At 41.8% G+C, this 14,106-nt stretch carries 15 protein-coding genes; 11 read left to right on the top strand and 4 right to left on the bottom strand.

All coding sequences use genetic code 11. The annotated features are described in order from the left end of the window. Nucleotides 1–94 precede the first annotated feature (94 nt). The 3 genes from ACLV7Q_RS06870 to coaA all read right to left on the bottom strand — a co-directional run bounded on the left by ACLV7Q_RS06870 (nucleotide 95) and on the right by coaA (nucleotide 1,926). The gene (locus tag ACLV7Q_RS06870; RefSeq protein WP_218757610.1) at nucleotides 95–649 is read right to left on the bottom strand and encodes a DNA topology modulation protein; all 555 of its coding nucleotides are present in this window, start codon (nucleotides 647–649) and stop codon (nucleotides 95–97) included. A 52-nt stretch (nucleotides 650–701) separates the two neighbouring features. Next, nucleotides 702–938: a 30S ribosomal protein S20 gene (gene rpsT, locus ACLV7Q_RS06865; RefSeq protein ID WP_001274002.1), complete on the bottom strand. Its 237-nt coding sequence runs from the start codon at nucleotides 936–938 to the stop codon at nucleotides 702–704. A gap of 67 nt (nucleotides 939–1,005) precedes the next feature. Then, nucleotides 1,006–1,926, bottom strand: a complete 921-nt coding sequence (coaA, locus tag ACLV7Q_RS06860; protein ID WP_218757609.1) for a type I pantothenate kinase — start codon at nucleotides 1,924–1,926, stop codon at nucleotides 1,006–1,008. A 199-nt stretch (nucleotides 1,927–2,125) separates the two neighbouring features. Here coaA and ACLV7Q_RS06855 point away from each other — a divergent pair, with 199 nt between their 5' ends. The 9 genes from ACLV7Q_RS06855 (at nucleotide 2,126) to ACLV7Q_RS06815 (ending at nucleotide 10,487) form a co-directional block, all read left to right on the top strand. Next, nucleotides 2,126–2,530, top strand: coding sequence for a hypothetical protein (locus ACLV7Q_RS06855; RefSeq protein WP_218757608.1), 405 nt, complete (start codon nucleotides 2,126–2,128; stop codon nucleotides 2,528–2,530). 204 nt (nucleotides 2,531–2,734) lie between these two features. After that, complete coding sequence (locus ACLV7Q_RS06850; RefSeq protein ID WP_411866001.1) at nucleotides 2,735–3,325, top strand: class I SAM-dependent methyltransferase; 591 nt, start codon at nucleotides 2,735–2,737, stop codon at nucleotides 3,323–3,325. Then, on the top strand, nucleotides 3,322–4,599 hold the full coding sequence (locus tag ACLV7Q_RS06845) for a pyrimidine-nucleoside phosphorylase (RefSeq protein WP_218757607.1): 1,278 nt from the start codon (nucleotides 3,322–3,324) through the stop codon (nucleotides 4,597–4,599). The genes ACLV7Q_RS06850 and ACLV7Q_RS06845 overlap by 4 nt, the downstream gene beginning before the upstream one ends. Before the next feature lie 19 nt (nucleotides 4,600–4,618). Further along, a complete protein-coding gene (gene deoC / locus ACLV7Q_RS06840) occupies nucleotides 4,619–5,281 on the top strand; it encodes a deoxyribose-phosphate aldolase (protein WP_175880070.1) in 663 nt (220 codons plus the stop codon). Then, nucleotides 5,268–5,657: a cytidine deaminase gene (locus ACLV7Q_RS06835; protein WP_000246089.1), complete on the top strand. Its 390-nt coding sequence runs from the start codon at nucleotides 5,268–5,270 to the stop codon at nucleotides 5,655–5,657. The genes deoC and ACLV7Q_RS06835 overlap by 14 nt, the downstream gene beginning before the upstream one ends. An 89-nt stretch (nucleotides 5,658–5,746) precedes the next feature. Next, nucleotides 5,747–6,799 (top strand): BMP family lipoprotein, encoded by a 1,053-nt coding sequence (locus tag ACLV7Q_RS06830; protein ID WP_001036122.1) that lies wholly within the window; start codon nucleotides 5,747–5,749, stop codon nucleotides 6,797–6,799. Between the two features lie 142 nt (nucleotides 6,800–6,941). Continuing rightward, a complete protein-coding gene (locus tag ACLV7Q_RS06825) occupies nucleotides 6,942–8,477 on the top strand; it encodes an ABC transporter ATP-binding protein (protein WP_023940958.1) in 1,536 nt (511 codons plus the stop codon). Further along, a complete protein-coding gene (locus ACLV7Q_RS06820) occupies nucleotides 8,470–9,528 on the top strand; it encodes an ABC transporter permease (protein ID WP_023942990.1) in 1,059 nt (352 codons plus the stop codon). The genes ACLV7Q_RS06825 and ACLV7Q_RS06820 overlap by 8 nt, the downstream gene beginning before the upstream one ends. A gap of 2 nt (nucleotides 9,529–9,530) precedes the next feature. Beyond that, nucleotides 9,531–10,487: an ABC transporter permease gene (locus ACLV7Q_RS06815; RefSeq protein ID WP_218757606.1), complete on the top strand. Its 957-nt coding sequence runs from the start codon at nucleotides 9,531–9,533 to the stop codon at nucleotides 10,485–10,487. Nucleotides 10,488–10,525: 38 nt separating this feature from the next. Here ACLV7Q_RS06815 and plsY read toward each other — a convergent pair whose 3' ends face one another. Then, nucleotides 10,526–11,167, bottom strand: a complete 642-nt coding sequence (gene plsY, locus ACLV7Q_RS06810) for a glycerol-3-phosphate 1-O-acyltransferase PlsY (protein ID WP_218757605.1) — start codon at nucleotides 11,165–11,167, stop codon at nucleotides 10,526–10,528. 135 nt (nucleotides 11,168–11,302) lie between these two features. On the opposite strand from plsY, the gene parE reads away from it, so the two are divergent. Further along, nucleotides 11,303–13,246, top strand: coding sequence for a DNA topoisomerase IV subunit B (gene parE / locus ACLV7Q_RS06805; protein WP_218757604.1), 1,944 nt, complete (start codon nucleotides 11,303–11,305; stop codon nucleotides 13,244–13,246). A 27-nt stretch (nucleotides 13,247–13,273) separates the two neighbouring features. Next, nucleotides 13,274–14,101, top strand: coding sequence for an aminoglycoside 6-adenylyltransferase (locus tag ACLV7Q_RS06800; protein ID WP_218757603.1), 828 nt, complete (start codon nucleotides 13,274–13,276; stop codon nucleotides 14,099–14,101). Nucleotides 14,102–14,106: the final 5 nt, after the last annotated feature.

The following is a 14,106-nucleotide window of genomic DNA, read 5'->3' as shown; positions in this document are numbered from 1 at the left end:
TTTATTGTTGATTTATAAACTGCTCGAGTTATTTTTAATTGTTGAATAAAAGGAAAAAAGGAAGACTTTCTGGATGAAAAACTTCCTTTTTTAGTCAATCAATACATGCTGATTTTAATGAAATGCTACTATATTGTTTACTTTTTAAAGATCGCAAGAAATAATCAATTTCTGCTTGAGAATGGAGAATATGCATCTTTTCAGGGTAGGTATCACTTAATTTTTGGTATCTTTCCTTAGCATTATTTGTTCGGCAATCCCAGAGAATCCATCTGATAAACTCCCAATTAAATTGTTCTTGACAACCAGCTGCCATACTTTCTCTGACCTTGCCTCGGTATGTGAGATACCGTTTAAAGGCTCGAAAGAGACAGGTCAATGGAGAAAAGTTGAGAAAGATGATTTGGTCAGCTTCCTGCATTCTTTCCTCATAGAAACACCAAGAATAATTCCCATCAATGACCCAAGATTCATGCTTGGTGAGAAAGTTTTTCATCTCGGTCAACATCCATTCGCGATCACTGTCTTGCCAACCAGGTTGAAATTGGAGTGTGTCCATGTGCAGTTTTGGGATGGAGTAGTAGTTAGATAATTTTTCTGCTAGAGTTGACTTACCAGCACCAGAATATCCGATAATTGCGATTTTCATTTTCTACCTTTTCCTATTTAGAGACAAAAAAACAGCCTCTATGGACTGTTTCTTATTTAACAAGTTTAGCTGAAAGACGAGCTTTGTCGCGGCTTGCTTTGTTTTTGTGAATCAAACCTTTAGTTTCTGCTTTATCGATAGCTGAGCTAGCAGCACGGAAAAGTTCTTCAGATGGGTTTGCTTCGAAAGCTTTGATAGCAGTACGCATAGCTGATTTTTGAGCTGAGTTCTTTTCGTTTTGTTTAACGTTCAATTCAGCGCGTTTGATAGCTGATTTAATGTTTGCCAATGTTCTTACCTCCATATTTACTAACTATACCATTATATCTGAAAACTTACGTTTTGACAAGGGAAAATTATTTTTTTAAGTAAATTTCATCGATTTCATGGTTCTTGCTTTTATGAAGAATCACTTCCGCACGATTTCTGGTTGGTTCAATATAATTTTGTAGATTTGTGAGATTGATACTGGTCCAGACTTGATGGGCAAAGGATTCCACTTCCCCAATCGGCATTTGTGTAAAACGATAATAGTAGCTATCAGGGTCGTTTTGGGCTAGGCTCAGCATTTTCAAGAAACGGTCCAGATACCAACTCTCGATGTCATCGACTGCAGCATCAACATAGATGGAAAAGTCAAAGAAGTCAGTGATATAGAGACGCTCGTTTTGTGGATTTTGAAAGACATTGATTCCTTCAACAATCACAAAATCAGCAGCTTTGACGCTTTGCTTTTCCTCAGGTACGATGTCGTAGACTTCATGAGAATAGACAGGAATATCTACATCTTGACCATTTTTAATCCGGTCCAAGAAGTTGAGAAGAGCTTCCATATCATAGCTTTCAGGAAATCCTTTACGATTTAAAATCCCCTGCTCAATCAAGGTCTGGTTGGGATAGAGAAAGCCATCAGTTGTAACCAACTCAACACTAGCATCAGTTACAGTTCTAGAAAGCAGGATTTGAAGTAGGCGACTGGTTGTGGATTTTCCAACGGCAACACTCCCAGAAACCCCAATAATAAAAGGCTGAGATTTACTTTCACGTTGGAGGAAAATTCCTTTTGAAAAGGCTAAATCTTCCTTAGTTCGCTTGTAAATCTGAATCAGATGGGCTAGGGGGAGATAGATATCTGTAACGTCTTGAAGACTGATTTGGTCATTAAAACTCTTGATAGATTCCAATTCTTCTTCTGTCAAAGGAGGTGTTGTCTTTCGATGTAAAGATTGCCAAGTCTGGCGGCTTATTTTTTCAAAATGTAAAAATTCGTTGGTCATTTGTTTTCCCCTAGATATTTTGTCTATCATACCATAAAAAGTTAAAAAAATAAAGCGGTTTCTTGAATGTGGTAAGTCAATAGTATATACTATAAGTAGATAGAGGATGAACAATTTATTGATGAAGTAGGAGCTGCTTTCTACTGACTTATCAGCTATAAAGGGGGCTTTTTAGTTCACAACTGATAGGAGGTGTACTATGAAAATTTTAAAACGTTATATATTGGAACTTTGTTTTATTTTAAGTTTTGCACTACCTTTTATAAGAGGAGTCAATGCGGATAATGGTAGACGCTTTGTGGAAATCTATTACGGTTTTACTTTTTTGATGGAACATGCCATTGTAACAGTTGTTTTTATATGTTCACTCTTGATTGCTTTCTTTCTAAAAAAACGATGGGCGAAATGGCTTGCTGCTGGAAGTTATCTATTTTTGATTTTGTGGATTGCTACAGAGGGTTATTTCTTCCGCATGTCGCTAGAAGATTTGATACGACTTTGGACAAGTTTGGAAATCCTGACACAAACTTATCAGTTGGGCTTTTATTTAAACATTTTGTTGGGAATCCTATTGATAGTGAAATATTTAAAAGTAAAGAAATAGCGCTGACAATGCGTCTGATGATAGACAATAAATTGTTTTATCGTGGCAATGATAACTGTAGTCCTAGATGAAATACAATTTGCTTATAAAAGTTGAAAGAGATTGAAGGGGAGCTATTGTAAAGCAACTTCCTTCAATCTTTTTGTCTCATTCTGGATATGTAAACGATTTACAATTTAAGTCAAATTATGGTAAAATAGTTTCATGAGTAAAATGTACTATGCAGAAAATCCTGACGCTGCTCACGACATTCATGAGTTGAGAGTAGAATTGTTGGGAGAAAAAATGACTTTTCTGACGGATGCGGGTGTTTTTAGCAAGAAAATGGTTGACTTTGGAAGTCAACTATTGCTCAAGTGTCTGGAGGTCAACCAAGGAGAAACTGTCCTTGATGTCGGCTGTGGTTACGGTCCATTAGGTTTGTCCTTGGTCAAGGTTTACGGAGTTCAGGCGACCATGGTTGATATCAATAATCGTGCCTTGGATTTGGCGCGACAAAATGCTGAACGAAATAAAGTAGAAGCGACGATTTTCCAGTCCAACATCTATGAACAAGTTGAAGGGGAATTTGACCATGTCATTTCCAATCCTCCTATCCGTGCGGGCAAGCAAGTGGTTCATGAAATCATTGAGAAAAGTAAAGATTTCTTGGAAACTGGTGGAGATTTAACAATCGTTATCCAGAAAAAACAAGGGGCCCCAAGCGCCAAGTCCAAGATGGAAGAGGTGTTTGGCAATTGTGAAATCGTCAAAAAAGATAAGGGATATTATATCCTTAGAAGTGTGAACGAATGAGAGCAGTTGATTTAATCCAAAAAAAACGAGACGGTCAAGAACTGACTTCGAGTGAAATTGAATGGCTAGTTGAAAGCTATGTGTCAGGAACTGTTCCTGATTATCAGATGTCTGCCTTTGCTATGGCTATCTATTTCAAAGGAATGACGACTCGAGAAATATCTGATTTGACCATGAATATGGTTCAGACAGGGCAAGAGTTTGATTTATCTGCTATTGATGGGGTTAAGGTTGACAAGCATTCTACTGGTGGTGTTGGTGATAAGGTGACCTTGATTTTAGCTCCTTTAGTAGCGAGTTTTGGAGTTCCAGTCGCAAAAATGAGTGGTCGTGGTCTCGGCCATACTGGTGGGACAATTGATAAATTGGAGTCCATTAAGGGCTATCAAGTGGAACGCAGTCAAGAGGATTTTATTCGTCAGGTTCAGGATATTGGTGTATCTGTCATTGGGCAATCAGACCAGCTTGTCAAAGCTGATAAGCTTCTCTACGCCCTCCGTGATGTGACCTCAACTGTTGACACGATTCCTTTGATTGCGAGTTCGGTGATGAGCAAGAAAATCGCGGCAGGAGCGGATGCTATTTTGCTAGACGTAACTGTCGGAGAAGGTGCCTTCATGAAGACGGTTGATGAAGCGCGAGAATTGGCTCAAACCATGGTGGAACTTGGTAAGGCAGTTGGTAGAAAAACGGTAGCAGTGATTACGGATATGAGCCAGCCTTTAGGGCGTGCTATTGGAAATCGTCTGGAGATCCTTGAAGCATTGGAGATTTTACAAGGTCAAGGCCGTCAGGATATTACCCACTTCATCTGTGAATTGGCTCAAATTATGCTTGGCCTGGCAAATGTAAACAAGACAGTTGAAGAAGTTCGCCAACATCTTGAAAATGGTCAAGCACTGGCTAAGTTTGAGGAGATGGTCCAAGCCCAAGGTGGAGACTTGGAAGACCTCTATCGTCCTGTCAATGTTACCCATGTGGTGGAAATCCCTGCTCAGGAAACGGGTGTCATTTCAGCTCTTCCAGCTATGGAATTTGGGCTTTATGCTATGAGACTGGGGGCAGGCCGTGCAGTCAAGTCTGATGCCTTGGACTATGAAACAGGAATTGTTTTTGAAAAGAAAGTTGGAGATTCCGTTCAAAAGGGAGAAATTGTTGCAAAAGTATACACAAATGGAAAAATTTCTCCTCAGCTAGTTACAGATTTTCAAAAATATGTTAAAATAAATGATAGGGTGCAAAGTTTACGAGAAATTATAGAAATTATCTCATAAACCGCAGGAGAATCCGAATATGAAATTAAATAAATATATCGATCATACGCTTTTAAAGCAAGATGCAACAGAAAATCAAATTGATAGTTTGTTGTCTGAGGCTAGAGAGTATGATTTTGCCAGTGTTTGCGTTAATCCGACCTGGGTTGAATATGCTAAAAAAGGGCTTGAAGGCACAGATGTCAAGGTCTGCACAGTAGTAGGTTTCCCCTTGGGAGCAACAACTTCAGCCGTGAAAGCATTTGAAACAAAAGAAGCTATCCAAAATGGGGCTGACGAGATTGACATGGTAATCAATGTTGGAGCTCTCAAATCAGGTGATTTAGCCTTGGTGGAGTCAGATATTCGCGCAGTCGTGGAAGCAAGTGGGGACAAGTTAGTGAAAGTCATTATTGAAGCTTGCCTGCTGACTGACCAAGAAAAAGTTGTAGCCTGCCAATTAGCCCAAAAAGCTGGGGCTGACTTTGTCAAAACATCTACTGGCTTTTCAACTGGTGGTGCTACGATAGCAGATGTCAAATTGATGCGTGAAACAGTTGGACTTGATATGGGTGTCAAGGCTGCTGGTGGAGCTCGTTCTTATGCAGATGCTCTTGCCTTTGTGGAAGCAGGTGCGACCCGTATTGGAACGTCAGCTGGGGTAGCCATTTTAAAAGGAGAATTGGCAGATGGCGACTACTGAGTTGATTGAACTGGCAATTGAAACCAGCAAACATGCCTATGTCCCCTATTCTCACTTTCCTATCGGAGCAGTTTTAGTAGCCAAAGACGGAAGTGTTTACACGGGAGTGAATATCGAAAATGCTAGCTATCCTTTGACCAATTGCGGTGAGAGAACAGCCATTTTTAAGGCTGTATCTGAAGGGCAAAGAGAATTTTCAGAGCTGATTGTTTATGGTCAAACTGAAAAACCGATTTCACCATGTGGTGCTTGTCGCCAAGTAATGGTCGAATTTTTTGAACAAGATCTAAAAGTGACCTTAGTCGCAAAAGATAAATCGACGGTCGAGATGACGGTCGGGGAATTACTTCCATACTCTTTTACAGACTTAAACTAGTCTGAGTCGCTCTCTGAGTGACACGGTCCTTGTGGCCAACCAATCCATACTTGCAACATCGTTGCACATCTTATTTAGGAGGTTCAGTAATGAACAAGAAACAATGGCTAGGTCTTGGCCTAGTAGCAGTGGCAGCAGTTGGACTTGCTGCATGTGGTAACCGCTCTTCTCGTAAGGCAGATTCATCTTCTGATGTGAAGACAAAAGCAGCAATCGTCACTGATACTGGTGGTGTTGATGACAAATCATTCAACCAATCAGCTTGGGAAGGTTTGCAGGCTTGGGGTAAAGAACACAATCTTTCAAAAGATAACGGTTTCACTTACTTCCAATCAACAAGTGAAGCTGACTACGCTAACAACTTGCAACAAGCGGCTGGAAGTTACAACCTAATCTTCGGTGTTGGTTTTGCCCTTCACAATGCGGTTGAAGAAGCAGCTAAAGAACATTCTGACTTGAACTATGTCTTGATTGATGATGTGATTAAAGATCAAAAGAATGTTGCGAGCGTAACTTTCGCTGATAATGAGTCAGGTTACCTTGCAGGTGTAGCTGCAGCAAAAACAACTAAAACAAAACAAGTTGGTTTTGTAGGTGGGCAGGAGTCAGAAGTTATCTCTCGTTTTGAAGCAGGATTCAAGGCTGGTGTTGCCTCAGTAGACCCATCTATCAAAGTACAAGTTGACTACGCTGGTTCATTTGGTGATGCTGCGAAAGGTAAAACAATTGCAGCCGCACAATACGCAGCCGGTGCAGATATTGTTTACCAAGTAGCTGGTGGTACAGGTGCTGGTGTCTTTGCAGAAGCAAAATCACTCAACGAAAGCCGTCCTGAAAATGAAAAAGTTTGGGTTATCGGTGTTGACCGTGACCAAGAAGCAGAAGGTAAATACACTTCTAAAGATGGTAAAGAATCAAACTTTGTTCTTGCATCTACTTTGAAACAAGTTGGTACAACTGTAAAAGATATTTCTAACAAGGCAGAAAAAGGTGAATTCCCTGGCGGTCAAGTGATCGTTTACTCATTGAAAGATAAAGGGGTTGATTTGGTAACAACTAACCTTTCTGAAGAAGGTAAAAAAGCCGTTGAAGATGCAAAAGCTAAAATCCTTGATGGAAGCGTAAAAGTTCCTGCAAAATAATGGATGGAAGTTATTTCTTAGGAAGCGGCCATCGGCCGCTTTTTAAGAGTTGAGACAAAGTCATTTTGTCTCAGTAAAGCTTGCTACTAGACAAACTAGCAAGTTTTATTGAAATAAAATAAGACTCTGAAAGGAAGAGCACATGGCACACGAAAATGTCATTGAGATGCGTGATATTACCAAGGTGTTTGGTGAATTTGTTGCCAACGACAAAATCAACCTGCACCTACGAAAAGGTGAAATTCATGCACTTTTAGGAGAAAATGGGGCTGGTAAGTCCACGCTCATGAACATGTTAGCAGGCCTTCTTGAACCAACTAGTGGTGAAATCGCGGTCAACGGTCAAGTTGTCAACCTCGACTCCCCATCTAAAGCAGCTGGCTTGGGAATCGGAATGGTTCACCAGCACTTTATGTTGGTAGAGGCTTTCACGGTGGCTGAAAACATTATTTTAGGGAGTGAATTGACTAAAAATGGTGTGCTAGATATCGCTGGAGCTAGCAAAGAAATCAAGGCTCTTTCTGAACGTTATGGCTTAGCTGTGGACCCTTCTGCCAAGGTGGCAGACATCTCAGTTGGAGCCCAACAACGTGTAGAAATTTTAAAAACCCTTTATCGGGGAGCTGATATTCTTATTTTTGACGAACCAACGGCTGTTTTGACTCCATCAGAAATTGAGGAGTTGATGGCTATTATGAAAAATCTTGTCAAAGAAGGAAAATCAATTATCTTGATTACTCACAAGTTGGACGAGATTCGCGCAGTTTCTGACCGCGTTACGGTTATCCGTCGTGGGAAATCAATTGAAACCGTCAAAATTGCAGGGGCTACTAATGCTGATTTGGCAGAAATGATGGTAGGACGTTCTGTTTCCTTTAAAACAGAGAAGCAAGCCTCTCAACCAAAAGAAGTGGTCTTGTCAATCAAAGACTTGGTGGTCAATGAAAACCGCGGTGTTCCAGCTGTTAAAAATCTGTCCTTGGATGTTCGTGCTGGAGAGATTGTTGGGATTGCGGGGATTGATGGAAATGGTCAGTCTGAACTGATTCAAGCCATTACAGGTCTTCGCAAGGTTGAATCTGGAAGCATTGAGCTAAAAGGAGATTCAATTGTGGGCTTGCACCCACGTCAGATTACAGAGTTGAGTGTTGGGCACGTTCCAGAAGATCGTCACCGTGATGGTTTGATTTTGGAAATGATGATTTCTGAAAATATTGCCCTTCAAACCTACTACAAAGAACCACATAGCAAAAATGGAATTTTGAACTATTCAAATATTACTTCTTATGCTAAAAAGCTAATGGAAGAGTTTGATGTTCGTGCTGCCAGTGAATTTGTTCCTGCAGCTGCACTCTCGGGAGGAAATCAACAAAAAGCAATTATTGCTCGTGAAATTGATCGAGATCCTGATCTTCTTATCGTCAGCCAACCAACTCGTGGTTTGGATGTCGGTGCCATTGAATATATCCACAAACGCTTGATTGAAGAGCGTGATAATGGCAAGGCTGTCCTTGTTGTCAGCTTTGAATTGGATGAGATTTTAAACGTCTCAGACCGTATTGCCGTTATTCATGATGGTAAGATTCAAGGTATTGTGTCACCAGAAACAACCAATAAACAAGAACTTGGTGTCTTGATGGCTGGTGGAAACTTGGGAAAGGAGAAGAGTGATGTCTAAAAAATTACAACAAATTTCGGTTCCCTTGATTTCTGTCTTCCTAGGAATTTTACTCGGAGCCATTGTCATGTGGATCTTCGGTTATGATGCTATTTGGGGCTATGAAGAATTGTTCTATACAGCCTTTGGTAGCCTGCGTGGGATTGGAGAAATCTTCCGTGCTATGGGGCCTTTGGTCTTGATTGGTCTTGGTTTTGCTGTTGCCAGTCGTGCTGGTTTCTTTAACGTCGGACTTCCTGGCCAGGCTTTGGCAGGTTGGATTCTCAGTGGTTGGTTTGCCTTGTCGCATCCAGATATGCCACGTCCCTTGATGATTCTAGCAACCATCGTGATAGCCTTGATTGCTGGTGGGATTGTTGGTGCGATTCCAGGTATTCTTAGGGCCTATCTAGGGACGTCAGAGGTTATCGTAACCATCATGATGAACTACATTGTCTTGTATGTAGGGAATGCCTTTATCCATGCCTTTCCTAAAGACTTCATGCAAAGTACGGATTCGACCATTCGTGTTGGGGCTAATGCAACCTATCAGACCCCTTGGTTGGCTGAGTTGACTGGTAACTCACGGATGAATATTGGTATTTTCTTTGCCATCATTGCCGTTGCAGTCATTTGGTTCATGCTCAAGAAAACAACCCTTGGTTTTGAAATCCGTGCTGTTGGTCTTAATCCTCATGCTTCAGAATATGCTGGTATTTCTGCTAAACGGACTATTATCCTATCTATGATTATTTCAGGTGCTTTGGCAGGTCTTGGTGGAGCTGTTGAAGGACTTGGAACCTTCCAGAACGTCTATGTTCAAGGGGCATCATTAGCTGTCGGATTTAACGGGATGGCGGTTAGTCTGCTTGCGGCCAACTCACCAATTGGTATTCTCTTTGCAGCCTTCCTATTTGGTGTTCTCCAAGTTGGAGCCCCTGGTATGAATGCGGCGCAGGTACCGTCTGAGCTTGTCAGCATTGTAACAGCGTCTATTATCTTCTTTGTCAGTGTTCATTACCTTATCGAACGCTTTGTCAAACCGAAAAAACAAGTTAAAGGAGGTAAGTAAAGATGTCTATTACAACCTTGCTCACCCTCTTGGTGTCTTCTATGCTGATTTACTCAGCCCCCCTCATCTTTACAAGTATTGGTGGTGTTTTCTCTGAACGTGGTGGTGTGGTAAACGTTGGCCTTGAAGGAATTATGGTTATGGGTGCCTTTTCTGGAGTTGTCTTTAACCTTGAATTTGCAGAACAATTTGGAGCTGCAACTCCATGGTTATCCTTGCTTGTAGCAGGATTGGTTGGTAGTGTTTTCTCTATCATCCACGCAGCAGCGACGGTTCATTTCCGTGCAGACCATGTTGTCAGCGGTACGGTATTGAACTTGATGGCGCCTGCCTTGGCTGTTTTCTTAGTTAAAGTTCTTTATAATAAAGGACAAACAGATAACTTAAGTCAGACTTTTGGACGCTTTGATTTCCCAGTCTTGGCAAATATCCCAGTTATCGGTGATATTTTCTTCAAGTCAACTAGCCTTCTTGGTTACTTGGCGATTGCCTTCTCGTTCCTTGCTTGGTTTATTCTCTTCAAGACCCGCTTTGGTCTTCGTCTCCGCTCTGTTGGTGAACATCCTCAAGCAGCAGATACTTTGGGAATCAATGTCTACAAGATGAGATATCTAGGAGTCATCATTTCAGGTTTCCTAGGTGGAATTGGCGGAGCGATTTATGCTCAATCCATCTCAGTTAACTTCTCAGTGACAACTATTGTTGGACCTGGATTTATTGCTCTTGCTGCGATGATTTTCGGAAAATGGAATCCAATCGGAGCCATGCTTTCTAGTCTCTTCTTTGGACTTTCACAAAGTTTGGCTGTTATCGGTTCTCAATTGCCGTTCCTACAAGGAGTGCCTACGGTTTATCTTCAAATCGCACCTTATGTTTTAACAATTCTTGTCTTGGCAGCTTTCTTTGGAAAAGCAGTCGCACCAAAAGCAGACGGTATCAACTATATCAAATCAAAATAAGCATACAAAAAAACGTCAGTTCTGTTCAAACTGGCGTTTTATTTTTTAGGATGTTGATGGGTTAAGTTCAGTCCCCAAGGGACCAAATTTTCAGTTTTATTTTTGATGCGTGTGATATTGTCCTTATGACGAATGATGATTAAACTAGCAAGAGCTAGGATAATAGCGATGAAGAGAGGGTCATAGTGACTCAGGATAAAACCCAAAAGTGGAAAGAGTAGAACTCCAATGACAGCCGCGATAGATGCAGTGACACTAGATAGTGAAATCATACTACCAAGATAGAGGGTTCCAAAGAAAACAACTGCTAGGTAGAGACAGAAGACAGGCGCAAATCCGAAAATCACTCCAGCACTGGTTGCGACAGCCTTACCACCCTTAAATCCTGCAAAGATAGGGAAGGTATGGCCAATAACAGCCAAAAGTCCAAAGATGAGAGGCGAGACGCCTTGCAGATGAAAGATAATAGGCAGAAGCGTTGCTAGTGTTCCTTTGAAAAAGTCAATGACAAAGGTCGCCATACCAGCTTTCTTACCTAAAATGCGGAAGGTATTGGTCGTTCCAGTGTTACCAGAACCATGCTCGCGTAGATTGATTTGAAAGAATACTTGTCCAATCCAGAGACCAGACGGAATCGAACCCAGCAGATAGGCTAGGATTAATAAAACTATTGTAATCATACTCCTATTATATCATGAAATGGAGAAGAAAGGCAGAGAATCTCTTCTGAAATTGTCACAGCGGAGAAAGAAAAATTTTGCAAAATCCTTGGAAAACCTGTAGAATAGTAAAGATGAACGAATAGGAGGTTCCTTGTGTCAAAAAAGGAAATCAATATTAACAATTATAATGATGATGCCATTCAGGTGCTAGAAGGGTTGGATGCGGTCCGTAAACGTCCGGGGATGTATATCGGATCGACTGATGGGGCTGGACTCCATCATCTCGTCTGGGAAATCGTCGACAATGCAGTCGATGAGGCCTTGTCTGGATTTGGTGATCGTATCGATGTGACCATCAATAAAGATGGCAGTTTAACGGTTCAAGACCATGGTCGTGGGATGCCGACGGGTATGCACGCTATGGGAATTCCAACAGTTGAGGTTATCTTTACCATTCTTCACGCCGGAGGGAAATTCGGTCAGGGTGGCTATAAGACATCTGGTGGTCTCCACGGGGTGGGTTCTTCCGTTGTTAACGCCCTTTCTAGCTGGTTAGAAGTTGAAATTACTCGTGATGGCGCAGTTTACAAGCAACGTTTTGAAAATGGTGGAAAACCTGTCACGACCTTGAAGAAAATTGGTACAGCACCCAAGTCTAAAACAGGTACCAAGGTTACCTTCATGCCAGATGCCGGTATCTTTTCTACGACAGATTTCAAGTACAATACCATTTCAGAACGTCTCAATGAGTCAGCCTTTCTCTTGAAAAATGTGACCTTGTCCTTGACGGACAAGCGAACAGATGAGTCTGTTGAGTTTCACTATGAAAATGGGGTGCAGGACTTTGTTTCTTATCTCAACGAAGACAAGGAAACATTGACGCCGGTTCTTTACTTTGAAGGGGAAGATAATGGTTTCCAAGTGGAAGTGGCCCTCCAGTACAATGATGGATTTTCAGATAACATTCTATCCTTTGTCAATAACGTTCGCACCAAGGACGGTGGAACGCACGAGACAGGACTCAAGTCCGCTATTACCAAGGTTATGAATGACTATGCGCGTAAGACGGGGCTTCTCAAGGAAAAAGATAAAAACCTTGAAGGGTCAGATTACCGTGAAGGGTTAGCAGCTGTTCTTTCTATCTTGGTTCCTGAAGAACACCTCCAGTTTGAAGGTCAGACCAAGGACAAATTAGGCAGTCCACTAGCTCGTCCCGTTGTGGATGGCATTGTGGCGGATAAGTTGACCTTCTTCCTTATGGAAAATGGAGAATTGGCTTCTAACCTCATACGCAAGGCTATCAAGGCCCGTGATGCTCGTGAAGCGGCACGTAAGGCGCGTGATGAGAACCGCAATGGTAAGAAGAACAAGAAGGACAAGGGCTTGTTGTCTGGGAAATTAACGCCAGCCCAGTCCAAGAATCCTGCAAAAAATGAACTCTATCTAGTCGAGGGGGACTCTGCCGGTGGCTCTGCCAAACAAGGTCGTGACCGCAAGTTCCAGGCTATTCTACCTCTTCGTGGTAAGGTTATCAATACAGCCAAGGCCAAGATGGCGGATATCCTTAAAAATGAAGAAATCAATACCATGATTTATACTATCGGTGCGGGTGTTGGGGCAGACTTCTCTATTGAAGATGCCAACTATGATAAGATCATTATCATGACCGATGCCGATACTGATGGTGCCCACATTCAAACACTTCTCTTAACCTTCTTTTACCGCTATATGCGTCCTCTTGTCGAGGCAGGACATGTCTATATCGCCCTTCCACCTCTTTATAAGATGTCAAAAGGGAAAGGAAAGAAAGAAGAAGTGGCCTATGCTTGGACAGATGGCGAGTTAGAAGAACTCCGCAAGCAGTTTGGTAAAGGGGCTACCCTCCAACGATATAAAGGTCTTGGTGAGATGAATGCAGACCAGCTCTGGGAAACAACCATGAATCCAGAAACTCGCACCCTCATCCGTGTCACTATCGAAGACCTAGCACGCGCAGAACGTCGCGTCAATGTCCTCATGGGCGACAAGGTCGAACCACGCCGTAAATGGATTGAGGATAATGTCAAGTTTACGCTGGAAGAAGCGACAGTGTTTTAAGTTAGTTTTTAATGAATGGGTATTAACATGAGGACTGAAACAGAAATGCTAGATTTGATTTTACAGACTGCCAAAACTTTACAAGTCAAAGCTGTCGCCATGTCTGGTTCACGGGCAAACCCAAAGGCCCTAAAAGATGAATTTCAAGACTATGACGTGGTCTATGTCGTGGACGATTTAGATAATCTGACGAGTGACCTTTCTTGGCTAGACCAGTTTGGCAAACGCATTATTGAGCAAGAGGTTGCTCTTGACCATCGTTGTCTTTATCTCATGCTTTTTGAAGATGGCAATCGGATTGATTTGACACTCTGCCCCAAAGACCATATCCAAGAGTGGGTGGATAGTGAAGCTGATTATACAGTATTGAAAGATGAGAAGGGCTTGTTTGAGTCCTATTCTCCCAGTCCTCAGTGTTTCTGGATACATCCAGCTAGTGAGACAGATTTTAAAAATTCCTGCAATGAATTTTGGTGGGTGTCAGCTTACGTGGTTAAAGGAATTTGTCGTAATCAGCTCATCTACGCGACTGACCATCTCTACAGTATTTGCCAACAAGAACTCTTAAAAGTCTTAGCTTGGCAGGTCGCAAGTGATAAGGGAACAGTAGACGTCGGCAAGAATTATAAGTATCTTTTTAACTATTTACCCACTGATAAAGAAAAGGAATTCTCAGGTCTACTTGATTTTTCATGTGTAGACAAAATCATTCAGTCTTTGTTTGCTACGATGCAACTTTTCCACCAAGAAGCTCAATCCCTTGCTCAAAAAATGGGATTTGACTACGATAAGGAAGTGGCTGAGAAGATGATTGAGTATGCTGAGGAAAGAGTGAAGAAGTTTGGTAATAACTAGAAAAA

Source organism: Streptococcus mitis, from assembly GCF_965111725.1.
In the GTDB taxonomy this organism is placed as follows: Bacteria; Bacillota; Bacilli; order Lactobacillales; family Streptococcaceae; genus Streptococcus; species Streptococcus mitis_DV.
Note: the sequence above shows the minus strand (reverse complement) of the source record. Positions and strands in the feature narration are given on the sequence as shown.

What these genes read in the sequence shown, in the direction of transcription:
- ACLV7Q_RS06870 (WP_218757610.1), bottom strand. Translation starts at nt 649, where the DNA reads ATGAAAATCGCAATTATCGGATATTCTGGTGCTGGTAAGTCAACTCTA.
- coaA (WP_218757609.1), bottom strand. Translation starts at nt 1,926, where the DNA reads ATGACCAACGAATTTTTACATTTTGAAAAAATAAGCCGCCAGACTTGG.
- ACLV7Q_RS06855 (WP_218757608.1), top strand. Translation starts at nt 2,126, where the DNA reads ATGAAAATTTTAAAACGTTATATATTGGAACTTTGTTTTATTTTAAGT.
- ACLV7Q_RS06850 (WP_411866001.1), top strand. Translation starts at nt 2,735, where the DNA reads ATGAGTAAAATGTACTATGCAGAAAATCCTGACGCTGCTCACGACATT.
- ACLV7Q_RS06845 (WP_218757607.1), top strand. Translation starts at nt 3,322, where the DNA reads ATGAGAGCAGTTGATTTAATCCAAAAAAAACGAGACGGTCAAGAACTG.
- deoC (WP_175880070.1), top strand. Translation starts at nt 4,619, where the DNA reads ATGAAATTAAATAAATATATCGATCATACGCTTTTAAAGCAAGATGCA.
- ACLV7Q_RS06835 (WP_000246089.1), top strand. Translation starts at nt 5,268, where the DNA reads ATGGCGACTACTGAGTTGATTGAACTGGCAATTGAAACCAGCAAACAT.
- ACLV7Q_RS06830 (WP_001036122.1), top strand. Translation starts at nt 5,747, where the DNA reads ATGAACAAGAAACAATGGCTAGGTCTTGGCCTAGTAGCAGTGGCAGCA.
- ACLV7Q_RS06825 (WP_023940958.1), top strand. Translation starts at nt 6,942, where the DNA reads ATGGCACACGAAAATGTCATTGAGATGCGTGATATTACCAAGGTGTTT.
- ACLV7Q_RS06820 (WP_023942990.1), top strand. Translation starts at nt 8,470, where the DNA reads ATGTCTAAAAAATTACAACAAATTTCGGTTCCCTTGATTTCTGTCTTC.
- ACLV7Q_RS06815 (WP_218757606.1), top strand. Translation starts at nt 9,531, where the DNA reads ATGTCTATTACAACCTTGCTCACCCTCTTGGTGTCTTCTATGCTGATT.
- plsY (WP_218757605.1), bottom strand. Translation starts at nt 11,167, where the DNA reads ATGATTACAATAGTTTTATTAATCCTAGCCTATCTGCTGGGTTCGATT.
- ACLV7Q_RS06800 (WP_218757603.1), top strand. Translation starts at nt 13,274, where the DNA reads ATGAGGACTGAAACAGAAATGCTAGATTTGATTTTACAGACTGCCAAA.